The 19,724-nt window shown below is 72.3% G+C and carries 23 protein-coding genes; 15 read left to right on the top strand and 8 right to left on the bottom strand.

The features are described 5' to 3' along the window. Nucleotides 1-160: 160 nt before the first annotated feature. A complete protein-coding gene (locus MMB17_RS16825; protein ID WP_241099634.1) occupies nucleotides 161-757 on the bottom strand; it encodes a histidine phosphatase family protein in 597 nt (198 codons plus the stop codon). A gap of 114 nt (nucleotides 758-871) precedes the next feature. Here MMB17_RS16825 and MMB17_RS16820 point away from each other — a divergent pair, with 114 nt between their 5' ends. Together MMB17_RS16820 and MMB17_RS16815 are read left to right on the top strand one after the other, a co-directional pair. Continuing rightward, nucleotides 872-1,852, top strand: a complete 981-nt coding sequence (locus MMB17_RS16820) for a polyphosphate kinase 2 family protein (RefSeq protein ID WP_420847281.1) — start codon at nucleotides 872-874, stop codon at nucleotides 1,850-1,852. 279 nt (nucleotides 1,853-2,131) lie between these two features. Further along, nucleotides 2,132-3,313, top strand: a complete 1,182-nt coding sequence (locus MMB17_RS16815) for an AAA family ATPase (RefSeq protein WP_241099632.1) — start codon at nucleotides 2,132-2,134, stop codon at nucleotides 3,311-3,313. Nucleotides 3,314-3,316: 3 nt separating this feature from the next. Here the strand turns inward: MMB17_RS16815 and MMB17_RS16810 are convergent, their stop codons facing one another. After that, nucleotides 3,317-3,880, bottom strand: coding sequence for a helix-turn-helix domain-containing protein (locus MMB17_RS16810; protein WP_241099631.1), 564 nt, complete (start codon nucleotides 3,878-3,880; stop codon nucleotides 3,317-3,319). Nucleotides 3,881-3,994: 114 nt separating this feature from the next. Here MMB17_RS16810 and MMB17_RS16805 point away from each other — a divergent pair, with 114 nt between their 5' ends. Continuing rightward, nucleotides 3,995-4,678, top strand: a complete 684-nt coding sequence (locus tag MMB17_RS16805; protein WP_238310939.1) for an MOSC domain-containing protein — start codon at nucleotides 3,995-3,997, stop codon at nucleotides 4,676-4,678. A 6-nt stretch (nucleotides 4,679-4,684) separates the two neighbouring features. Here MMB17_RS16805 and fabI read toward each other — a convergent pair whose 3' ends face one another. The 3 genes from fabI to MMB17_RS16790 form a co-directional block, all read right to left on the bottom strand. After that, nucleotides 4,685-5,545: an enoyl-ACP reductase FabI gene (fabI, locus tag MMB17_RS16800; RefSeq protein WP_241099630.1), complete on the bottom strand. Its 861-nt coding sequence runs from the start codon at nucleotides 5,543-5,545 to the stop codon at nucleotides 4,685-4,687. A 137-nt stretch (nucleotides 5,546-5,682) separates the two neighbouring features. After that, the gene (locus MMB17_RS16795; RefSeq protein ID WP_238311233.1) at nucleotides 5,683-6,624 is read right to left on the bottom strand and encodes a DnaJ C-terminal domain-containing protein; all 942 of its coding nucleotides are present in this window, start codon (nucleotides 6,622-6,624) and stop codon (nucleotides 5,683-5,685) included. 165 nt (nucleotides 6,625-6,789) lie between these two features. After that, nucleotides 6,790-7,353, bottom strand: a complete 564-nt coding sequence (locus MMB17_RS16790; protein WP_420847280.1) for an RT0821/Lpp0805 family surface protein — start codon at nucleotides 7,351-7,353, stop codon at nucleotides 6,790-6,792. Nucleotides 7,354-7,543: 190 nt separating this feature from the next. Between MMB17_RS16790 and pdxH the strand changes: the two genes are divergently transcribed. After that, a complete protein-coding gene (pdxH, locus tag MMB17_RS16785; RefSeq protein WP_241102217.1) occupies nucleotides 7,544-8,086 on the top strand; it encodes a pyridoxamine 5'-phosphate oxidase in 543 nt (180 codons plus the stop codon). Between the two features lie 3 nt (nucleotides 8,087-8,089). Here pdxH and MMB17_RS16780 read toward each other — a convergent pair whose 3' ends face one another. Then, on the bottom strand, nucleotides 8,090-8,461 hold the full coding sequence (locus MMB17_RS16780; RefSeq protein ID WP_241099629.1) for a response regulator: 372 nt from the start codon (nucleotides 8,459-8,461) through the stop codon (nucleotides 8,090-8,092). A 294-nt stretch (nucleotides 8,462-8,755) separates the two neighbouring features. Here MMB17_RS16780 and MMB17_RS16775 point away from each other — a divergent pair, with 294 nt between their 5' ends. From MMB17_RS16775 to MMB17_RS16755, 5 genes are all read left to right on the top strand, one after another. Then, nucleotides 8,756-9,478, top strand: a complete 723-nt coding sequence (locus MMB17_RS16775) for an SDR family NAD(P)-dependent oxidoreductase (RefSeq protein WP_238311230.1) — start codon at nucleotides 8,756-8,758, stop codon at nucleotides 9,476-9,478. After that, the gene (locus MMB17_RS16770) at nucleotides 9,471-10,616 is read left to right on the top strand and encodes a hypothetical protein (protein WP_241099628.1); all 1,146 of its coding nucleotides are present in this window, start codon (nucleotides 9,471-9,473) and stop codon (nucleotides 10,614-10,616) included. Before MMB17_RS16775 ends, MMB17_RS16770 begins: the two co-directional genes overlap by 8 nt. Beyond that, a complete protein-coding gene (locus MMB17_RS16765) occupies nucleotides 10,613-11,071 on the top strand; it encodes an NUDIX hydrolase (protein WP_241099627.1) in 459 nt (152 codons plus the stop codon). Before MMB17_RS16770 ends, MMB17_RS16765 begins: the two co-directional genes overlap by 4 nt. Then, a complete protein-coding gene (locus MMB17_RS16760; protein ID WP_420847279.1) occupies nucleotides 11,068-11,532 on the top strand; it encodes a TIGR02301 family protein in 465 nt (154 codons plus the stop codon). The genes MMB17_RS16765 and MMB17_RS16760 overlap by 4 nt, the downstream gene beginning before the upstream one ends. A gap of 165 nt (nucleotides 11,533-11,697) precedes the next feature. Next, a complete protein-coding gene (locus MMB17_RS16755) occupies nucleotides 11,698-11,949 on the top strand; it encodes a hypothetical protein (RefSeq protein ID WP_238310933.1) in 252 nt (83 codons plus the stop codon). A gap of 63 nt (nucleotides 11,950-12,012) precedes the next feature. On the opposite strand, the gene MMB17_RS16750 is transcribed toward MMB17_RS16755, so the two are convergent. Then, nucleotides 12,013-13,365, bottom strand: a complete 1,353-nt coding sequence (locus tag MMB17_RS16750) for a dihydroorotase (protein WP_241099626.1) — start codon at nucleotides 13,363-13,365, stop codon at nucleotides 12,013-12,015. Nucleotides 13,366-13,457: 92 nt separating this feature from the next. Between MMB17_RS16750 and ygfZ the strand changes: the two genes are divergently transcribed. From ygfZ to dxs, 6 genes are all read left to right on the top strand, one after another. Further along, nucleotides 13,458-14,315 (top strand): CAF17-like 4Fe-4S cluster assembly/insertion protein YgfZ, encoded by an 858-nt coding sequence (gene ygfZ / locus MMB17_RS16745; protein WP_241099625.1) that lies wholly within the window; start codon nucleotides 13,458-13,460, stop codon nucleotides 14,313-14,315. A gap of 6 nt (nucleotides 14,316-14,321) precedes the next feature. Then, nucleotides 14,322-14,948: a DNA-3-methyladenine glycosylase I gene (locus MMB17_RS16740; RefSeq protein ID WP_241099624.1), complete on the top strand. Its 627-nt coding sequence runs from the start codon at nucleotides 14,322-14,324 to the stop codon at nucleotides 14,946-14,948. Between the two features lie 47 nt (nucleotides 14,949-14,995). Beyond that, nucleotides 14,996-15,583 carry an HD domain-containing protein gene (locus MMB17_RS16735; RefSeq protein ID WP_241102215.1) on the top strand — a complete coding sequence of 196 codons (588 nt, stop codon included), beginning with the start codon at nucleotides 14,996-14,998 and terminating at the stop codon, nucleotides 15,581-15,583. Nucleotides 15,584-15,586: 3 nt separating this feature from the next. Continuing rightward, nucleotides 15,587-16,099: a tyrosine phosphatase family protein gene (locus MMB17_RS16730; protein WP_241099623.1), complete on the top strand. Its 513-nt coding sequence runs from the start codon at nucleotides 15,587-15,589 to the stop codon at nucleotides 16,097-16,099. A 133-nt stretch (nucleotides 16,100-16,232) separates the two neighbouring features. Beyond that, nucleotides 16,233-16,523 carry an exodeoxyribonuclease VII small subunit gene (locus MMB17_RS16725; protein ID WP_241099622.1) on the top strand — a complete coding sequence of 97 codons (291 nt, stop codon included), beginning with the start codon at nucleotides 16,233-16,235 and terminating at the stop codon, nucleotides 16,521-16,523. Nucleotides 16,524-16,614: 91 nt separating this feature from the next. After that, nucleotides 16,615-18,594, top strand: a complete 1,980-nt coding sequence (dxs, locus tag MMB17_RS16720; protein ID WP_241099621.1) for a 1-deoxy-D-xylulose-5-phosphate synthase — start codon at nucleotides 16,615-16,617, stop codon at nucleotides 18,592-18,594. A gap of 117 nt (nucleotides 18,595-18,711) precedes the next feature. Here dxs and MMB17_RS16715 read toward each other — a convergent pair whose 3' ends face one another. Further along, on the bottom strand, nucleotides 18,712-19,707 hold the full coding sequence (locus tag MMB17_RS16715) for an LLM class flavin-dependent oxidoreductase (protein ID WP_241099620.1): 996 nt from the start codon (nucleotides 19,705-19,707) through the stop codon (nucleotides 18,712-18,714). Between the last annotated feature and the right edge of the window lie 17 nt (nucleotides 19,708-19,724).

Here is a 19,724-nt window from a genome sequence, read left to right as displayed (position 1 = left end):
ATCTGCGCCACCGTGCCGATGGAGATGTCCGTTGCGCTTGGCCGGATTGAGACGGCTTCGTGCCCGCTCCGCGGCATCCGCAACTCGGAGCGCCTCGTAGCATCTTCCCGGGGTAGCTTGAACCGGGCTTGAATGCCATCCGCATCTCGCCCCGTTCCGGCTACGCCCAGCGCCAGCCCTCCGCCTCGAGGACGAGCACGACGCCCTGGCGGATGCCCACCCGCGGGGCCGCCTGGGCGTCGAGATGCCCGATGGCATAGAGCAGGGCGCGGGCGGTGCCGCCGTGGCCGACCACGACGCTCGGCCCGTCGAGCTCCCGCAGGAAGGCGCCGACGCGCTCGGCGAGCATGGCGTAGCTCTCCGCCCCCTCCCCCGCGGGCCGGAAGCCCCAGCGGTCGCGGTCCCGGCCGGTGGCGCCCCGGGGATCGGCCTGGCGTACCTGCGCCCAGGTCAGCCCCTCCCAGATCCCGAAGCCGAGCTCCTTGAGCCGGTCGTCCGTGTCGAAGCCCTCGGGGGGCAGGGCCAGGGCTCTGCGCAGGGCCGTCATGGTCCGGCGGGCGCGCAGGAGCGGGCTCGCCACGAAGCGGGCCTGCCCGAGCGCGTCGCCGGCGACGGCGTGCAGGCGGCGGGCCGCCTCCCCCGCCTGGGCGAGGCCGATCGGGTTCAGATCGATGTCGCGATGGCCCTGAAGCCGCCTTTGCGCGTTCCAGTCCGTCTGCCCGTGGCGGACGAACCAGATCGTCGGGTAGCGTGTCACCGTCCGGCTCCGTCCAGGGCCGGCCGCCGGGTCCACTCGGGGCTCACGCGACGATCTCCGATGTTGCAGGCCGCCCCCGGCCTCAGGTGTCTCAATGGAGAGCAGTCTTTCCCCATGGCCAAGAAGCACGGCAAGCATGCAGCGCACCCAAAGCCGGGAAAAGTCCATGCAACAGGGTCGCAGGTGCCCGGCGATCCGCCCTCTTCCGCACGCTGGGCGCGGAGCGCAAGCGCCCTCGCCGAGGAAGCCCCGGAGCTGATCGGGGGCCATCGCCCGGCTCTGGTCACCGCGGCGCCGGGGATCGTGACGGTGGAGCCGGGGCGGCCCTTCGACCTGTCCGCCGTCGATCCGGAGGCGGTCGGCGATGTCGAGAAGGATGCGGCCAAGGCCCTGCTCGAGGCGGCCCGCGCCCGGATCGAGGCCGCCCAGGAGAAGCTCTACGCCGAGCATCGCCGCAGCCTGCTCGTGGTGCTGCAGGCCATCGACACCGGCGGCAAGGACGGGACCGTCCGCAACGTGTTCCAGGGGGTGAATCCCCAGGGCTGCCGGGTCTGGTCCTTCAAGGTGCCGAGCGCCGAGGAGCTCGATCAGGACTTCCTCTGGCGCTACCACGCCCGGGTGCCGGGCCGCGGGCTGATCGGCGTGTTCAACCGCAGCCATTACGAGGACGTGCTGGTGGTGCGGGTGAAGAAGCTCGTGCCGGAGGCGGTCTGGCAGGAGCGCTACGGCCTCATCAACGATTTCGAGCGGCTGCTCACCGCGTCGGGCGTCACGATCCTGAAGTTCTTCCTGCACATCTCGAAGGACGAGCAGAAGAAGCGCCTGGAAGCGCGGCTCGCCGATCCCGAGAAGCGCTGGAAGTTCGACCCCGCCGACCTCGTCGAGCGGAAATCCTGGGACGCCTATCAGGGCGCCTTCAAAGACGCGCTCCAGCGCTGCTCCACGCCCTACGCCCCCTGGCACGTGGTCCCGGCCAACCGGAAATGGGCGCGCAACCTCGCCGTGGCGCGCACCATCGCCGACACCCTGGAGGCGATGGACCCGCGCCACCCGGCCGCGCCCGCGGAGCTCGACGGCCTCGTCGTGCCCGACTGAGCGCGGGGCTCACCGGATCGCGTACATCGCGCCCTGCGGGAACAGGGGCGGGTCGCCGAGCCGCGTCGCGTCGAGGCGCGGCTTCAGGGCGGGATCGGCTTGGCAGGCGCCGGGCCGTCTCAGCCGGGGAAGCAGGCGGTCCGGCTGAAGCCCGCCCCCTCCACCGCCCGTCCCGCCGGGGCGAGCACGTAGTTGTCGGCCCGGGGGCCTCCTGACGGCCGCCCTTGCCAAATCGCGGCGGCTCGCCTTCGATCGGCCCTGCCTTGCTGCGGGGACGCCATGCTCACGGTCCGGGAGATCGCCGTCGCCGGCTACCGTTCGCTCAAGGGGATCCGGTTCCCGGTCGGCGCCTTGAGCGTGTTCGTCGGCGGCAACGGCGTCGGCAAGACCAATCTCTATCGGGCGCTGGAGCTGCTGCAGGGTGCGGCGACCGGGCGGCTGACCCGCACGATCGCGGCGGAGGGCGGGATGGAATCCGCGCTCTGGGCCGGCCCGCGCCGGGCCAAGGACCGCGCCCGCGTCAGGCTCACCGCCGAACTCTGCGACGACGAGACCGGCCAGGGCTTCCTCTACGCGGTCGAGGTCGGCCTGGTCCCGCAATCGGTCGACGGCTGGGGCAGCGTGACCGTCCTCGGGGCCGGCTTCGCCCGCGAGCCGCAGGTGAAGACGGAGCGCCTCACCCTGACCTCGGGCCGGCGCCCCCTGATCCTCCTCGACCGCGACGGCCCCACGGGCTTCGTGCGCGGCGAGGGCGGGGCCAAGCGCCCCTTCGGCGTCGCCATCCTCCCGAGCGAGACGGCGCTCGCCGCGCTCCAGGACGCCGTGGCCTTCCCGGAGCTCCAGATCCTGCGCCAGGCGCTGCAGGACTGGCGTTTCCACCACGGCTTCCGCTCCGACGCGGCCTCGCCCCTGCGCCGGCCCTGCCTCGCGGTGACGACGCCGACGCTCGCCTCGGACGGCGCCGACCTCGCCGCCGTCTTCGCCACGCTCCGCCACATCCGGCAGGACAGCGCGGAGCTCGACGCGGCGATCGCGCACGCCTTTCCCGGTGCCCGGCTCATCGTGCCGGAGCCCGGCCGGGACGCCGAATTCGGGCTGATCTTTCCGGATTACCCGAAGCGCGTCTTCCAGGCCTCCGAGCTCTCGGATGGGACCCTGCGCTTCCTGGCACTCGCCGGCGCGCTGCTGGCCTATCGGCTGCCCTCCTTCGTGGCCCTGAACGAGCCGGAGACGAGCCTGCATCCCGACCTGATGCCGGCGCTGGCGCGGATGATCGTCCAGGCCGCGCGCCGCACGCAGGTCTGGCTGGTCACGCATTCCGAGCCGCTTGCCGCGGCGATCGCCCGGGAAGGCGGCGTGCGGCCGCATGTGGTGATCAAGCGGGCCGGCGAGACCTGGATCGAGGGGCTGCGCCTCGCCGGGGACTTTTCCGAGGACGACGAGGACGACGAAGGCGCCTGAAGCTCAGCCGGCGGCGATCATCACGAGGACGGCCGCGGGATCCGGGCCGAGCCGGCGCAGGCGGTGGGGCAGGCCCCCGTCATAGGTGGCGCAATCGCCCGCCTGCAGGGTGACGCGGCGGTCGGCCACGGCGAGCTCGACGCGTCCCCGCAGGACATAGGCGATCTCCTGGCCGCCATGGCTCGGCCGGTCCGCATCGCGGAAGGCGTCCCCCGGCTCGACCAGGTAGAGCGCGGCCGCCCGCCCCTCCCGGGCCGGCACGAGGGCGTGGACGGCGTAATCGGGCTCGCGCACGCCCATCTCGCGTACGCCCGTCTCTCGCACGCCCATGGCTTCCGCACCGCGCACGACGACGACCTCGTCCGCCTCGATCCGCTCGCCGAACAGCGAGGCCATGTCCGCGCCCAGAGCCGTCCCGATCGCCTCCAGGGTGGCGAGGGAAGGCGCCTTTTCCCCACGCTCGATCCGCGACAGGTGGCCCTTGTGAACGCCGACCGCCTCGGCGAGCGCGTCGAGGGTGAGGCCACGACGACGGCGAAGGGCACGGATGCGGCTGGCAACGGACATCGCGCGACAAAGCCTCAGGGGCGGTCTCTTGGCAACCATCGCGCAGGGAGACAACTTCGCTCCACTAGACAACCTGTTGTCTTGAACTTACAACGTCTCTGGGAGGAGCGGGCGATGGATGTTGCGATTCGTGCGGTCCTGGTCGGGCCCGTTGCCCCGCTGGGGCGGAAGGGCACCCCGAGCGGGATCGCCAAGGCGCCGGTCTCGGATCCCGTCGCGATCGGCCCCCTCGGCCTGTCCGGCGACGCGCAGGCCGACGCGCGCCATCACGGCGGCCCGGAGAAGGCGGTGCATCACTACGCGCTGGACCATGCGGCGGCCTGGCGGGCGGAGCTGCCCGATCCGCCGGCCCTGCTCGGGCAGCCGGGGGCCTTCGGCGAGAACCTGTCCAGCCTCGGCCTGACCGAGGCGGAGATCTGCATCGGCGACGTGTTGCGCGCCGGGGGCGCCCTGCTCCAGGTCAGCCAGGCCCGTCAGCCTTGCTGGAAGCTCAACGAGCGCTTCGGGGTGCCGGACATGGCGCGCCGCGTGCAGGCGAGCGGGCGCACGGGCTGGTATTACCGGGTGCTGGAACCGGGCATGGTCGCGGCGGGGGATCGCCTGCGGCTGGTGGAGCGGCCCTGCCCGTCCTGGCCGCTCGCCCGGCTGCTCCGCGTGTTCTACGTCGACCGGCTCGACCGGGCGGCCCTCACGGAGATCGCGGCCCTCGCGCCCCTGTCGGAATCCTGGCGGCAGCTCGCCGCCCGGCGGCTGGAGAGGGCCGCCGTGGAGGATTGGAGCGCGCGCCTCGACGGGTGAGGCGGATCAGTCCCGGTCGAGGGAGAGGTCGGGGGCGTCCGGGTTCTTCATGCCGACGACGTGGTAGCCGGCATCCACGTGCAGGATCTCGCCGGTCATGCCCTTCGACATGTCGGAGACGAGATAGGTCGCGGTCTCGCCGACCTCCTCGATGGTCACGGTCCGGCGCAGGGGCGCGTTGTACTCGTTCCACTTCAGGATGTAGCGGAAATCGCCGATGCCGGAGGCGGCCAGCGTCTTGATCGGGCCGGCCGAAATCGCGTTGACGCGGATGTTCGAGGGGCCGAGATCGGCGGCGAGGTAGCGCACGGAGGCTTCGAGCGCCGCCTTGGCCACGCCCATGACGTTGTAGTGGGGCATCCACTTCTCGGCGCCGTAATAGGTCAGCGTCAGCAGCGAGCCGCCGTTCTTCATCAGCGTCTCGGCCCGCTGGGCGATGGCCGTGAAGGAGTAGCAGGAGATCAGCAGCGACTTGGTGAAGTTGCCCTCGCTGGTCTCGACGTAGCGGCCCGTCAGCTCGTCCTTGTCGGAGAAGGCGATGCAATGGACCACGAAGTCCAGGCCCTCGGGGAAGAGCTCGGCGGTGGCCGCGAAGACGGCGTCGATCGAGGCCGCGTCGGTCACGTCGCAATGGCCGACCACATGGGCGTCGAGCTCGCGGGCGAGGGGCTCGACCCGCTTCTTCAGGGCGTCGCCCTGGTAGGTGAAGGCGAGCTGGGCGCCATGGGCGGCCGCGCTCCTGGCGATGCCCCAGGCGATCGAGCGGTTGTTGGCGACGCCGAGGATCAGGCCGCGCTTGCCGGCGAGAAGCCCGGTTCCGGCGGCGCCGATGCCGGGGGATTTCTGAACCGGGCTCGTTTCCGACATCAAGGCACCCTGAAGCTGTCCCGCAGGCGGGCGATGCTCCGCCGCCCGTCTGCCGGGGCATCCTTAGCGGAGCCCCGACGGGGAAAAAAGCCTTAAGCGGCCTTCCTCCCGCGCCGCGGTGCGTCCGGCTCCGCGCCTCAGGCGGTGCCGGCCTTCGCCTCGCGGCGGCGGCGGGCATAGTCGGTCAGCGCCGCATCCTCGCCGTCGGGCAGGGCGATGGCCGTCGTCGCCAGCAGGTCGCCGCGGCTGCCATCCTTCTTCGGCAGGCCCTTGCCGCGCAGGCGGAAGGTGCGGCCGGAGCCGGTCATGGGCGGCACCTTCATCTCGACGGCGCCGGTGAGCGTCGGCACGCGCAGCATCCCGCCGAGCACCGCGTCTTCCAGCGGCAGGTCGACCGTGGCGCGCAGGTCCGCCCCCTCCACCTTGAAGCGGGGATGGGGCAGGATGCGGATGGTGAGCAGCGCGTCGCCGGCCTCGCCCCGCGGGCCGCCGGAGCCGCCGAGCCCGCGCAGGCGGATGGTCTGCCCGTCGGTCACGCCCTTGGGCACCACCACATCGACGTCCCGGCCGCCGGGCAGGGTGATGCGCAGCTTCTCCTCGCTCGCCACCTGCTCCAGCGTCACGGCGAGCTCCGCCGCCACGTCCTCGCCGCGCATCGGGCCCCGGGCCCCCGCCCCGGGACCGGCGCCGCCGGCCCGGAAGGCCTCGCCGAACAGGTGCGAGAAGATGTCCTCGCCGATGCCGCCGGGGCCGCCGGCCCGGCCGCCGCCGCCGCGGGTGAAGCCTTCGAAGTCGAAATTGCCCCGGCCCGGGCCGCCGCCGAAGCCGGAAAAGCCCTCGAATCCGGTCGCGCGCGGGCGGCCCTCGGCGTCGATCTCGCCGCGGTCGAACTGCGCGCGCTTGTCCTTGTCGCCCAGGATCTCATAGGCGGTGTTGGCTTCCGCGAAGCGGTCCTTGGCCTTGGCGTCGTCCTTGTTGCGGTCGGGATGGTAGGTCTTGGCGAGCTTGCGGAAGGCCTTCTTGATGTCGGCCTCGCTCGCGCCCTTCGGCACTCCGAGAACGTCGTAGGGATTGCGCATCATCAGGTCTTCGAGAGGGGTCACGGGCGGCGGTGAGGCTGCCCAGGTTAGCATCCCACCGAGGTAGGGAATGCGTTGCTTTTTTGCAACGCTGTTCGTCGGCTCAAATGTTCGCCGCGGGATGGGACCGCACCGGCGCCCATCGTCCGCCGCGCGGCGGGCGCCTCAACTCTTGCTGGCGGGCCTGGCCTGCCCTCTGGCGCCGCCCTTCTCGTCCTGCTTGCCCTCCCCCTTGGCCGTGCGCAGGCGCCGCAGCTCCCATGCGCTGCCGGAGGGCTTGCAGCCCGTGCCGCGCACGAAGCGGCTGGTGCTCTCGCCGATCACGGAGGCGAGGAAGTCGCGGCAGACCTCGTCGTTGCTCACGTAGGGCAGGCCGGTGGGATTCACCGAGCCGCGCATCGCGGTCTCGGGATTCTCCCATTTCACCGGCCGGCCGTTGCCCTGCGGATCGAGGGCCACCGACAGGGCGGCATGGGCCCGGCGCCAATCCTCGACGCCCAGATCCTTGCCGAAGGTCAGTTCCGGCCTGGTGAGGCTGCCGGTGGTGGTGGGCTCCTCCGGCACCGTGGCGGCGGCCTCGCTGCGGAAGGTGAGGATCGGGCCGCTGCAACCGCAGATCGACGCCGGGAGCGCCATCGCGAGAAACAGGGCCGCACTGGCGGAGGTCGTCCGGGAGCGGCGTGGGCGCACGTCGTTCCCGGGGAGGGCTTTACAGTCGCTCCGACGCATTACACCTGAACCTGCGCGATGACCCGTTCGGCCTGTCGTGCCCCCAAACGTCGGTGCCCCCGACCCGGATGCCACTGCGGAGGATGAAACCTTGGATGGGTTAAAGATCGATGAGCCGCGGCACCCTCCCGCCGAGGCGGCCGGCGACTTCACCCTGGCGGAGGATCCCTGGGCGCTCTTCGCCGCCTGGATGGAGGAGGCCCGCCTGTCGGAGCCGGAGGATCACAACGCCATGGCGCTCGCCACGGCCGGGTCCGACGGGCTGCCGGACGTGCGCATGATCCTGATGAAGGGGCTCGATCCCCGCGGCATCGTCTTCTACACCAACGTGGAGTCCGCCAAGGGCCAGGAGCTCGCGCAGAACCCGCAGGCGGCGATCGTGCTGCACTGGAAGTCCCTGCGCCGGCAGATCCGCGCCCGCGGCCCCGTGAGCCGCGTCACGGCGGAGGAGGCGGACGCCTATTTCGAGAGCCGCCGCCGGGAGAGCCGGCTGGGCGCCATCGCGAGCCGGCAGTCGCGTCCGCTCGTCGACCGGGCGACCCTGATGGCCGAGGTCGAGGCCCTCGCCGCGCGATACGAGAACGGCCCCGTGCCCCGGCCGGAGAACTGGACCGGCTTCCGCATCGCCCCGGTGCAGATCGAGTTCTGGCAGAACGGCGACTTCCGCCTGCACGACCGCGTCCGCTTCACCAGGGCCGGTGCGGGCTGGGACCGGGCGCGGCTCTATCCCTGACGATCAGGCCATCAGGCCGCGGATCGCCGCGAGGATCGCCGCCTCGGTATAGGGCTTGGGGATGAACTGGCCGCGGGCCGGGACGTCCCCGGGCTCCGGCCGGATCTTCCCGGAGGTGATGACGATGCCGATCCGCGGCCAGCGCCGATGGATGCAGGCGGCGAGCTTGATGCCGTCGATGCCGAGGGGCATGTCGATGTCGGTGAGGACCACGCGCACGCCGTCGGTGCGGTCGAGATGCCGGATGGCCTCGTTGCCGTTGCCCGCCTGATGGGCCTCGAAGCCGGCCTCCTCGAGGGTTTCCACCGCGGCGCTGCGCACCACGGCGTCGTCCTCGACCACGAGCACGATCGGACGCTCTGTCGGCGCGCTCACCCGTCTTCCCTCACGCATCCGGTCGTGCCCCGACGCGTCCCGGCCGCGCCCGGGGCAAGCGTGGCCGTTCCGCCGCTCGCACGAACCTCCCCGGCCGGCAAGGGCGCCGCCGCCACAACCGAGGCGGAACGTGCATACAAGGCGAAACCGCGAACGGAACCGGCTTCTTTCGCATTGCAGCGCAGACCCTGGATTTCCGGCTAGGCGCGGCTTAGACCTGTAGGCCCCCGTCCCCTGCGGTGCCGGGGCAGCGAGGGAACGGCCTTGGCCTACTCCAACGACCGTCGACGGGTGATGCTGCTCACCGGCGCGAGCCGGGGCATCGGGCATGCCACCGTGAAGCGATTCTCCGCCGCCGGCTGGCGGGTCATCACCTGTTCGCGCCATCCCTTCCCCGAGAACTGTCCCTGGGAGATGGGACCGGAGGATCACCTCCAGGTCGATCTCGCCGACGCGCAGGACACCGTGCGCGGCGTGCGGGAGGTGGCCGAGCGCCTCGCCAAGGAGGGCGGCCTGCTGCACGCCCTCGTCAACAATGCCGGCATCTCGCCGAAGGGCCCCGAGGGCGAGCGCCTCGGGGCGCTGGGCACGACCTACGAGGATTGGGCGCGGGTGTTCCAGGTGAACTTCTTCGCGCCGATCCTGCTGGCGCGGGGCCTGTGCGACGAGCTCACCCGGGCCAAGGGCTCGATCGTCAACGTCACCTCGATCGCGGGCTCCCGGGTGCATCCCTTCGCGGGGGCGGCCTACGGCACCTCCAAGGCGGCGCTGGCCGGCCTGACCCGGGAGATGGCGGCCGATTTCGGCCCCCTCGGCGTGCGGGTGAACGCGATCTCCCCCGGCGAGATCGACACCTCGATCCTGTCGCCGGGGACCGACAAGCTCGTGCAGCAGATCCCGCAGCGCCGCCTCGGCACGCCGGACGAGGTCGCCAAGGCGATCTACTTCCTGTGCACGGAGGCCTCCTCCTACGTGAACGGGGCCGAGCTGCACATCAACGGCGGGCAGCATGTCTGACCGCGCGAGGGCGGCGCTCGCCGCCCTGGCTGCCTGGATGATCGGGGCCGGCGCGGCGACGGCCGGGCCCTCCGTCGCGATCCTCGACCTGCCCTTCGCCGCCACCGCGCTGCGGGGCCCCGGTAGCGAGACCGCGCTCTCCATCGCCACCTCGGGCCTGGTGCCCGGCACCCGCCGCAAGCCCGCGAGCGCGGATCCGAAGATCGGGCCGGAGGCGGAGGGGCCGGAGCCGCTGGCCGTGGTCTGGGGCGAGGGCGGCGGCGCGGTGCTGACGCTCCGCGAGGGCCAGATCCGCGTCAGCCCGATCGATGCGGAGGCGGTCGAGGGCCTCACGGTGGCCGAGACCCCGCGCAACGCCGTGCCCGGCGCCCGCCGGGTGCTGGACGGGCCGCTCACCGCCTATCTCACCGGCCCGACCCGGGCCCTGGGCGGCGGCCCGGGCCAGGCCGCCGGCCTCACCATCCGCGAGCGCCAGCCGATCGGGATGACCCGCGACCCGAAGCCGGTGCCGACCGCGACGGAGACCGTGGCGCCGGGCGCCGAGGCGGTCTTCGCCGCGCGCACGCCCCTGGTCGCCCGGCTCGCCGGCAAGCCGGTCCTCCTCGCCGTGGCGGCCCTGGGCGGGGGCGCCTCCGCGGCGCTCCTGATCGGCAAGGACGGGCCGGGGCACTGGGCCGTGCTCGCCCGGACCCCGCCCCAGGCCGGCGCCGGGCCGGAGGGCGCGCCCCTCGCCTTCGCCGCCGCCGGCGACTTCACCGGCAAGGGCCGCACCCAGCTCGCCGCCGTGCGCGCCCCCGACGGCGCCGGCATGCTCCAGCTCTGGGAGATCGCGCCGGAGGGCTTCCGCCTGCTGCACGAGGCTCCGGGCTACACCGCCGCCCGGGGCGAGGCCCCTCTCGCCGCCGCCGTCGAGACCGGATCCGTGCCGCTCCTCGCCCTGCCCTCGGCCGATCGCAGCGCCCTCGCCCTGGTCTCCCTGAAGGACGGGGTGAGCGAGCGCGCCCGCATCCCCCTCCCCGCCCCGGCCGCGACCGGCCTCGCCTCCCTCGGTCGGGGGGACGCGGCCCGCCTCCTGGTCGGGCTCGCCGATGGGCGCGTCGCCGTGGTCGATCCCGGCCTTGCGGGGGCGGCACGGTGAGCGAGGAGGCCCGCACCTTCCCGAGCCGCCCGTTCCTCGGCGTCTCGATCGCGGTGATCCGGGACGGCCGCGTGCTGCTCGCGGCCCGCGCCAACCCGCCGATGCGCGGCGTCTGGACCCTGCCCGGCGGCCTCGTCGAGCCCGGCGAAGCCCTGGCGGAGGCGGCGCTGCGCGAGCTTCGGGAGGAAGTCGGGGTCGAGGCGGCGGTGGTCGGCCCGAGCCTGACGCCCACCGAGATCATCCTGCGCGCGCCGGACGGCCGCGTGCGCCACCATTACGTGGTGCATCCCCATGCCGCCCTCTGGCGCGGCGGCGAGGCGATGCCCGGCCCGGAGGCCCTCGGCGTGCGCTGGGCGGAGCCGGAGGAGGTGCTGGCCCTGGAGACCACGCCGGGCCTGTTCGAGACCCTGCGCGAGGCCTTCGCCCGGATCGCCGCGGTGGAGGTCGCGGCATGAGCGTGCGTCTCCCGGCGATCCTGCTGCTCGCGACCCTCGCCGCGGCCTGGCCGGTGGCGGAGGCCGGCGCGCAATGGCGCAACGCCCCGACCCGGCAGGGCGGCAAGGCCCCGGCCCCCGAGAAGGACAAGGAGCCCCCGCCCCCGGTCGAGCCGCCGCCGGCCCCCTATGACCGCGACCTGATGCGGCTCGCCGAGGTGATCGGCTCCCTGTCCTTCCTGCGCAGCCTCTGCGCCGCCCAGGATGCGGAGGAATGGCCGGCGCGGATGAGGGCGCTCCTGGAGACGGAGGGCGTGACGCCGAACCGGCGCGACCGCCTCGCCGGGGCCTATAACCGCGGCTATCGCGGCTACGCCCTCACCTATCGGATCTGCACCCCCTCGGCCGGCGAGGCCACCGCCCGCTTCCTCGCGGAGGGCGACCGGCTGTCCCATGCCATTGCCGGGCGCTTCGGCGGATGACGGCCCTGTGGCGCCCGGGCCACATGTGACCGGCCTGCACGAATTCCTGCAGGTTTGAGCGGTCGCGTTAACCGATCCGAAATTACCGGCTGGCCCGCCCGGGGGCGCTCGCGTATCGTGCAGGTGTTCGGCCGGCCCAGTCCGGCACAGAAACGTGCCAGAGCCATGAATAACGACGCCCCCGCGCCCTTCGACGCAGACGCCAACGACAAGCGCGTCGCGCTCGGTCTCGTGACGGAAGCCTTCGCGGAAGGCTGTCTCGACGGGCTCGACGGCGACTGCATGGCCCAGGCCGCCCTCTTCGCCGCCTTCCAGGAACTGGTGGCAACCTATGGCGAGGAGGCGACCGCCCGCTACGCCGAGGGCCTGCCCGAGCGCATCCGCGAGGGCGGCTTCACCACCACCCTGCAGCATTGAGGCCGGCGCGGTCGGGTTTGAGAGGCCGCGACCCGCGGGCGTGAGCGCGCGACGCCGCGCCCGCTAGCGGGCGGCCGGCACCGCCTCCTCGAACACCACCGCCTCGCCGCGCGCGGGCGTTTCCAGCGCGCCCTGCCACATCACCGGCAGGCCGCGCACCACCGTGCCCACCGGCCAGCCGGTGACGGTGACGCCGTCATAGGGCGTCCAGCCGCATTTCGAGTCGATCCACGCGTTGCGGATGGTCTCCCGGCGCTTCAGGTCCACCACCGTCACGTCGGCATCGTAGCCGACCGCGAGGCGGCCCTTGCGGGCGATGCCGAACAGGCGCTTCGGCCCGGCGCTGGTCAGGTCCACGAAGCGGGCGAGCGACAGGCGCCCGGCCGCGACATGGTCGAGCATGACCGGCACCAGGGTCTGCACCCCGGTCATGCCGGAGGGGGAATCCGGATAGGGCTTGGCCTTCTCCGCCAGCGTGTGCGGCGCGTGGTCGGAGCCGAGCACGTCGGCGATGCCCTGGCGGAGCCCGTGCCAGATCCCGTCGCGATGGGCGGCGTCGCGCACGGGCGGGTTCATCTGCACCAGGGTGCCGAGCCGGGCATAGGCCTCGCTGCCGTCCAGGGTCAGGTGGTGCGGCGTCACCTCGACGCTGACGAGGTCCTTCGCGCGGGCCAGGATTGGCATCTCGTCGGCGGTCGAGATGTGCAGGATGTGGATGCGGGCGCCGGTCTCGCGGGCCAGCGCGATCAGGCGCTCCGTCGCCTTCACGGCGGCCTCGGGCGAGCGCCAGACCGGGTGCGAGGACGGGTCGTTCGGGACCCTCAGGCCCTTGCGCTCCCGCAGCATCGGCTCGTCCTCCGAATGGAAGGCGGCGCGGCGGCGGATGCGCGACAGGATCTCCCGCACCCCGGCATCGTCCTCCACCAGCAGCGAGCCGGTGGAGGAGCCGATGAACACCTTGATGCCCGCCGCCCCCGGCAGGCGCTCGAGCTCGGCGACCTGATGGGCGTTCTCGTGGGTGCCGCCGACCCAGAAGGCGAAGTCGCAATGCATGCGGTGATGGGCGCGGGCGACCTTGTCGGCCAGCGCGTCGGCGCTGGTCGTCTGCGGATGGGTGTTCGGCATCTCGAACACGGCGGTCACGCCGCCCATCACCGCAGCGCGGGAGCCCGATTCCAGGTCCTCCTTGTGGTCGAGGCCGGGCTCGCGGAAATGCACCTGGCTGTCGATCACGCCGGGCAGCAGATGGAGCCCGCGGCAATCGCGCCGCTCGGCCGCGTCGGCGCGGGACAGGTCGCCGATCGCCGCGACGCGGCCCGCCCGGATGCCGAGATCGGCCTCGTGGGCGCCGTCATGGTTGACCAGCGTGCCGCCGGCGAGGACGAGATCGAACGGGGCTTCCGAAGGGGTTCCCATGTCGGGGCTCCTGCAAGCGTTGAGAGCGGCTGCGGGGCGGCTTATGTCAGCCCTTCGCGGCGCGCAACGCCGCCCGTTCGAGAGGAGCCCGCATGCCCATCGCCCTGCTGCCGGACCGCGCCCTGGTCGCCGTGTCCGGTCCGGACGCGACGGACTTCCTGCAGGGGATCCTCACCTGCAACGTCGAGACCCTGCCCGAAGGGGAGGCCCGGCTCGGGGCCCTGCTCACGCCCCAGGGCAAGATCCAGTTCGACTTCCTGCTGTCGAGGACGCCGGAGGGCTACCGCTTCGACCTCGCCGCCGAGCGCGTGCCCGATTTCCTCAAGCGCCTGACCCTCTACAGGCTGCGGGCGAAGGTGACGATCGCCGCCGAGCCGACCCTCGGGATCGGCGCCGCCTGGGACGGGGCCGCCCCCGCCGCCGAAGTCTCGGCCCCGAAGGACGGGCGCCTGCCCGCGCTCGGCGACCGCCTCTATTTCGCGGAGGGCGCCTTCTCGGCGGATGCCACGGAGGCCGATTACCACGCCCACCGCATCGCCCTGGGCGTGCCCGAGGGCGGGCGCGACTTCGCCTTCGGCGACGCCTTCCCGCACGAGGCGCTGATGGACCAGCTCGGCGGCGTCGATTTCCGCAAGGGCTGCTATGTCGGCCAGGAGGTGGTCTCGCGCATGCAGCACCGCGGCACCGCCCGCACCCGCATCCTGCCCCTGGTCTATCGCGAGGGCGCGGCGCCGGCCTTCGGCAGCGAGGTCACGGCGGGGGCCAAGAGCCTCGGCAGCACCGGCAGCGGCGCCGGCACGCGCGGGCTCGCCGCGATCCGGCTCGACCGCCTCGCCGACGCGCTCGCCGCGGGCGAGACCGTGCGGGCGGGGGGCCTGCTCGCGGCGGTGGAGAAGCCGGCCTTCGCCCGCTTCGCCTTCCCCGAAGACGCCGCCGCGCCGGCCGGCTGAGCCGCGATGAGCGACACCGACGGCCTCCTTACCACCCATCCCGACGGCTGCCCCCGCTGCGGGTGGGCGGGGCTCGACCCGCTCTACGTGGCCTATCACGACACGGAATGGGGCGTGCCGGAATACGGCGCCCGCGCCCTCTACGAGAAGCTGATCCTCGACGGCTTCCAGGCCGGGCTGTCCTGGATCACGATCCTGCGCCGGCGGGAGGGCTTCCGCAGGGCCTTCGCCGGGTTCGACCCCGAGGCCGTCGCCCGGTTCGGGGCGGCGGATGTCGAGCGGCTGATGCAGGACACCGGCATCATCCGCAACCGCGCCAAGATCGTCGGCACGATCAACGGCGCCCGGGCCTGGCTCCGGATCGAGGAGGCGGGGCCGGGTTTCTCGAAGTTTCTCTGGGACTTCTGCGACGGCGTTCCCATCCAGCCTCAGCCGAGGAGCCGGGCCGACATCGCCACCGAGACCGAACTCTCGCGAACGATCTCCAAGGCCTTGAAGGCGCACGGATTCAGCTTCGTCGGGCCGACCATCGTCCATGCCTTCATGCAGGCGGTGGGAATGGTCAACGACCACCTCGTCGGCTGCCACCGGCACGCGGCCTGTGCCGCCCTCGGCCGGGAGCGTCCCCGGTGAGCGCCCGTCCGTCCCGGGCCAAGCCCCCGCCGCGGGCCTGGCAGCGCATGCTGTCGGGCCGCCGCCTCGACCTGCTCGACCCCTCCCCGCTCGACATCGAGATCGCCGACATCGCCCACGGGCTCGCCCGGGTCGCCCGCTGGAACGGGCAGACGGAGGGGCCGCACGTCTTTTCCGTCGCCCAGCATTCCCTGCTGGTCGAGGCGATCGGCGGGGCGCTCGCCGGCGCGGCCGGGCCGGCGCCGCGCCTGGAGCTGCTGCTGCACGACGCCCCGGAATACGTGATCGGGGACATCATCTCCCCCCTGAAGGGGGCGATCGGCGACGCCTACAAGAGCGTCGAGCGCCGGCTGCTCGTCGCGATCCGGCACCGCTTCGGCCTGCCCGCCCCCGAGCCGGCCCTGACCCGGCTCGTCAAGAAGGCCGACCGCATCGCGGCCTATCTGGAGGCGACGCGCCTGGCCGGATTCGCGCCCGCGGAGGCCGAGCGCTATTTCGGGCGGCCGAGCCCGATGCCGGACGGCCTCGCCCGCGAGATCGAGGCGCTGACGCGGAGCTGGCCGACGGCGCAGGCTCAGGAGCGCTACCGGGACCGCTTCGAAGCCCTGAGCGCCACGCTCCGAAGCGCCGCCTGAGCCATGCCGAGCCTATATGTCTGCTCCCTCTCGCGTCTCCCGGAGACCGCGGCCTCCATCCGCCCAAGCCACCTCATAACCCTGGCCACCCCCGGCACGGTGGTGGAGCGGCCGGCCGCGATTCCCGCCGAACGCCATTTGACGATCAATCTCAGCGACATCGTCGCGCCCCTCGACGGGCATGTCCTGCCCGAGACGGCGCATGTGGAGCGCTTCCTCTCCTTCGTGTTCGCCTGGGAGCGGCAGGCACCCCTGCTCATCCATTGCTATGCCGGCATCAGCCGCTCGACGGCCGCCGCCTTCATCGCTGCCTGTGCGCTGTGCCCGGCGCGGGACGAAGCGGAGCTCGCGCGGGAGTTGCGCGGGCTCTCGCCCTCGGCGACGCCGAACGCGCGTCTCGTCCAGCTCGCCGATGCCCATCTCGGCCGGGAGGGCCGGATGGTCGCCGCCATCGCCGCGATCGGGCGCGGGGAGGAGGCGTTCGAGGGCAACCCGTTCCGGCTCACCCTGGCCTGATGCGGACGCGATCCGACTGTGACGCAAAGGCCGCCCGCCCCTGCCAAATCCCGTCAACCGGATTGCGCGCGACCGCCCCGGGGTTGTGTCGCCGCTCCGCGCCCGTCATAACCCGCCAAAAGGGGTGAACAGGATGACGGCCGCTCGTTCCGCCGCGCAGGCGCCCGCGTCCGAGGCGGCGCGGACAGATTCGGATTCCGCCGACCTGCCGTTCGAGAGGGCTCTCGAACAGCTCGAGGATATCGTGCGCCGCCTCGAGAAGGGCGACGTGCCCCTCGACGAGTCGGTGGAAATCTACGAGCGCGGTGAGGCCCTCAAGCGCCATTGCGAGGCTCTGCTGCGCAAGGCAGAGGCGCGCATCCAGCGGATCACCCTGGGGCCGGATGGCCGCGCCGCCGGGGCCGAGCCCCTCGACGTGGGCTAGAGACCAGCATGGGCATCGACCCGATCCTTCCCGTCCTTCCGAGCCGGCAGAGCGAGGCCGGCTCTTCTCGATTTCCGGCGTGAGGCATCCATTGGCACTCGTTGACACCTCGATATTGGAGGGGCTTGAGACGCCGGATGCGCTTCGGCGTGTTCCGGAGGGCGAGCTTCAGGGGATCGCGGATGCGGTCCGTGCGGAGATGATCGATGCGGTCTCGGTGACCGGGGGTCATCTGGGCTCGGGTCTGGGCGTGGTCGAGCTGACGGTGGCGCTGCATCACGTGTTCGACACGCCCTACGACCGGGTGGTGTGGGATGTCGGGCACCAGTGCTACCCGCACAAGATCCTGACCGGTCGGCGCGACCGGATCCGCACGCTGCGCCAGGGCGGGGGCCTGTCGGGCTTCACCAAGCGGAGCGAGAGCGAGTACGACCCCTTCGGCGCGGCGCATTCCTCGACCTCGATCTCGGCCGCCCTCGGCATGGCGGTGGCGCGCGACCTCTCGGAAGCCGAGGCCAAGGCCTCGGGCGCCGAGCCGCCCAAGCGTCGCAACGTGATCGCGGTGATCGGGGACGGCTCGATGTCGGCGGGCATGGCCTACGAGGCCATGAACAATGCCGGTGCGCTGCATTCGCGCCTGATCGTGATCCTGAACGACAACGACATGTCGATCGCCCCGCCGGTGGGGGCGATGTCGGCCTATCTGGCGCGGCTGGCCTCGGGGGGCACCTACCGGAGCCTGCGCGAGACCGCCAAGCAGCTCGGCAAGCTCCTGCCCAAGGCGCTCTACGAGCGGGCGGTGCGGGCGGAAGAATATGCCCGCTCCCTGGTGGTCGGCTCGGGCACGATGTTCGAGGAGATGGGCTTCTACTATGTCGGCCCGGTCGACGGGCACAATCTCGACCACCTGCTGCCGGTGCTGAAGAACGTGCGCGACACCGAGCAGGGCCCGATCCTGCTGCACGTGGTCACGCAGAAGGGCAAGGGCTACGCCCCGGCCGAGGCTTCGGCCGACCGCTACCACGGGGTGGTGAAGTTCGACGTGGTCTCGGGCGTGCAGGCCAAGGCCAAGGCGAACGCGCCGAGCTACACCCGGGTGTTCGGCGAGAGCCTGATCAAGGCGGCCGATGCCGACGACAAGGTGGTGGCGATCACCGCGGCCATGCCCGGGGGCACCGGCATCGACCTGTTCGGCAAGGCGCATCCGACCCGGACCTTCGATGTCGGCATCGCCGAGCAGCATGCGGTGACCTTTGCCGGCGGCCTGGCGACGGAGGGCTACAAGCCGTTCGTGGCGATCTACTCGACCTTCCTGCAGCGGGCCTACGACCAGGTCGTGCACGACGTGGCCCTGCAGAACCTGCCCGTGCGGTTCTGTCTGGACCGGGCGGGCCTGGTCGGCGCGGACGGGGCGACCCATGCGGGGGCCTTCGATCTGGCCTATCTGTGCTGCCTGCCGAACATGACGGTGATGGCGGCGGCCGACGAGGCGGAGCTGGTGCACATGGTGGCCACCGCCCATGCCCACGACTCGGGCCCGATCGCCCTGCGCTATCCCCGCGGCGAGGGCGTGGGCGTGGAGATGCCCGAGCGGGGCGAGGTGCTGGCGATCGGCCGGGGCCGGGTGATCCGGCGTCCGGAGGGCGCGCGGGTGGCGCTGCTCTCGCTGGGCACGCGCCTGGCCGAGGCGCTGAAGGCGGCGGACGCCCTGGCGGCGGAGGGCATCGCCGTGACGGTGGCGGATGCGCGCTTCGCCAAGCCGCTGGACGAGGACCTGATCCTGGATCTGGCCGGCAGCCACGAGGTGCTGGTGACCCTGGAGGAGGGCTCGGTCGGCGGCTTCGGGGCGATGGTGCTGCACCTGCTGGCGGCCAAGGGCGCCCTCGATGCGGGCACGGTCCGGGTGCGCACCATGACCCTGCCCGACACCTACCAGGACCACGACAAGCCCGAGAAGATGTACGCCGAGGCCGGCCTCGACGCACACGGCATCCAAAATACCGTCCTCAACGCAATGCCGGCCAAGCGCGATGACGACAACGTCGTCAGCGTCCGGCGCCGCCAGCGCTGAGATCCCCACACACTCACCTCGAGCGCGCCTCGGAACGCGCTTTTGCGATGACGCCCGGCCGCTGACGGAGTGCGGGCCGGGCGCGGATGGGCCGGCCCCGTTTTCTATGCTCGAGGGTCAGGCGAGCTTCGGCAGGACGTCCTTGCCGATCAGATCGAGCTGCTCGGGCAGTTCCTCGCTCGGCACGATGCAGAGCACGACGGAGGTCGAGCCGGCCTCGAACAGGGCCTGCATGGAGGCCGTTGCCTCCTCGGGTGAGCCGGCGATGCCGATCCAGTCGAGCCACTCGTCGGGCATGTCCCGCTCCACCGCCTTGGCGCCACCCTCATCCAGCATGGCGCTCAGACGCTCGTTGACGCCGTAGACTTCGGTGAGCTGGGTCGGTCCCATGGCGTGCAGGTAGAAGGCGGCGAACTTGCGCATCTTGCGCCGCGCCTGCGCCGAATCCGGATCGATGCAGGCCAGCGCGTAGGTGACGATCTGGAAGTCGGGCGAGAGGCCCTCGGCCTTCCGCAGGGCGGCGACCCGCTCGGTCACCTGCTTCACGTAACGCGGGCCGGCCAGCACCGAGATCTGCAGGCCGTCCGCGATCCGGGCGGTGAGATCGACCGATTTCGGGCCGACCACCGCGGTGAGCACCCGCAGGTCCGGAGCCTTATGAGTGAGGCTGACCTTGTCGAAGCTGTAGTAGTCGCCCTTCTCCGTCAGGGTCTCGCCCTTGGCCAAGCGCTTGATGCCGTGGACGGCCTCGGACATCGAGGTCAGGACGGATTTCGGGAACAGGTCCATCTGGCGCATCCAGGCGGGGACGCCGTGGCCGAGGCCGAGATCCCGGAAACGGCCCGGGAAGGCGCCGGCCAGCGTGCTCGCCTCCATCGCCGCCACCGCCGGATGGCGGACGCGGTTGGCGATGGCGCCGATGCCGACGCGGATCGACTCTGTGGCCTGGAGCGCGATGCCCGAGGTCGCGAAGGCCGAGAGCATGAAATAGTCCTCGGCGATCCAGATCTCTGTGAATCCGGCCGCCTCGACCCGCTGGGCCATCTCGGCGATGCGATTCGGCGGCAGATCGCCGAGGAGGAAGACGCCGACATCGCGCTTCGGTCCGGCCATGGGCTTCGATGCTCCTG

Source organism: Methylobacterium organophilum (genome assembly GCF_022533465.1).
Taxonomy (GTDB): domain Bacteria; phylum Pseudomonadota; class Alphaproteobacteria; order Rhizobiales; family Beijerinckiaceae; genus Methylobacterium; species Methylobacterium organophilum.
This window is presented reverse-complemented; position numbering and strand designations above follow the sequence as displayed.

Bases quoted from the DNA above. Each gene is read 5' to 3' on its own strand.
- ygfZ (WP_241099625.1), top strand. From the start codon at position 13,458: ATGCCCATCGCCCTGCTGCCGGACCGCGCCCTGGTCGCCGTGTCCGGT.
- fabI (WP_241099630.1), bottom strand. From the start codon at position 5,545: ATGTCGGAAACGAGCCCGGTTCAGAAATCCCCCGGCATCGGCGCCGCC.
- MMB17_RS16810 (WP_241099631.1), bottom strand. From the start codon at position 3,880: ATGTCCGTTGCCAGCCGCATCCGTGCCCTTCGCCGTCGTCGTGGCCTC.
- MMB17_RS16725 (WP_241099622.1), top strand. From the start codon at position 16,233: ATGACGGCCGCTCGTTCCGCCGCGCAGGCGCCCGCGTCCGAGGCGGCG.
- MMB17_RS16760 (WP_420847279.1), top strand. From the start codon at position 11,068: ATGAGCGTGCGTCTCCCGGCGATCCTGCTGCTCGCGACCCTCGCCGCG.
- MMB17_RS16715 (WP_241099620.1), bottom strand. From the start codon at position 19,707: ATGGCCGGACCGAAGCGCGATGTCGGCGTCTTCCTCCTCGGCGATCTG.
- MMB17_RS16740 (WP_241099624.1), top strand. From the start codon at position 14,322: ATGAGCGACACCGACGGCCTCCTTACCACCCATCCCGACGGCTGCCCC.
- MMB17_RS16770 (WP_241099628.1), top strand. From the start codon at position 9,471: ATGTCTGACCGCGCGAGGGCGGCGCTCGCCGCCCTGGCTGCCTGGATG.
- MMB17_RS16735 (WP_241102215.1), top strand. From the start codon at position 14,996: ATGCTGTCGGGCCGCCGCCTCGACCTGCTCGACCCCTCCCCGCTCGAC.
- MMB17_RS16815 (WP_241099632.1), top strand. From the start codon at position 2,132: ATGCTCACGGTCCGGGAGATCGCCGTCGCCGGCTACCGTTCGCTCAAG.
- MMB17_RS16795 (WP_238311233.1), bottom strand. From the start codon at position 6,624: ATGCGCAATCCCTACGACGTTCTCGGAGTGCCGAAGGGCGCGAGCGAG.
- MMB17_RS16750 (WP_241099626.1), bottom strand. From the start codon at position 13,365: ATGGGAACCCCTTCGGAAGCCCCGTTCGATCTCGTCCTCGCCGGCGGC.
- MMB17_RS16820 (WP_420847281.1), top strand. From the start codon at position 872: ATGGCCAAGAAGCACGGCAAGCATGCAGCGCACCCAAAGCCGGGAAAA.
- MMB17_RS16730 (WP_241099623.1), top strand. From the start codon at position 15,587: ATGCCGAGCCTATATGTCTGCTCCCTCTCGCGTCTCCCGGAGACCGCG.
- MMB17_RS16790 (WP_420847280.1), bottom strand. From the start codon at position 7,353: ATGCGTCGGAGCGACTGTAAAGCCCTCCCCGGGAACGACGTGCGCCCA.
- MMB17_RS16805 (WP_238310939.1), top strand. From the start codon at position 3,995: ATGGATGTTGCGATTCGTGCGGTCCTGGTCGGGCCCGTTGCCCCGCTG.
- MMB17_RS16775 (WP_238311230.1), top strand. From the start codon at position 8,756: ATGCTGCTCACCGGCGCGAGCCGGGGCATCGGGCATGCCACCGTGAAG.
- pdxH (WP_241102217.1), top strand. From the start codon at position 7,544: ATGGAGGAGGCCCGCCTGTCGGAGCCGGAGGATCACAACGCCATGGCG.
- MMB17_RS16755 (WP_238310933.1), top strand. From the start codon at position 11,698: ATGAATAACGACGCCCCCGCGCCCTTCGACGCAGACGCCAACGACAAG.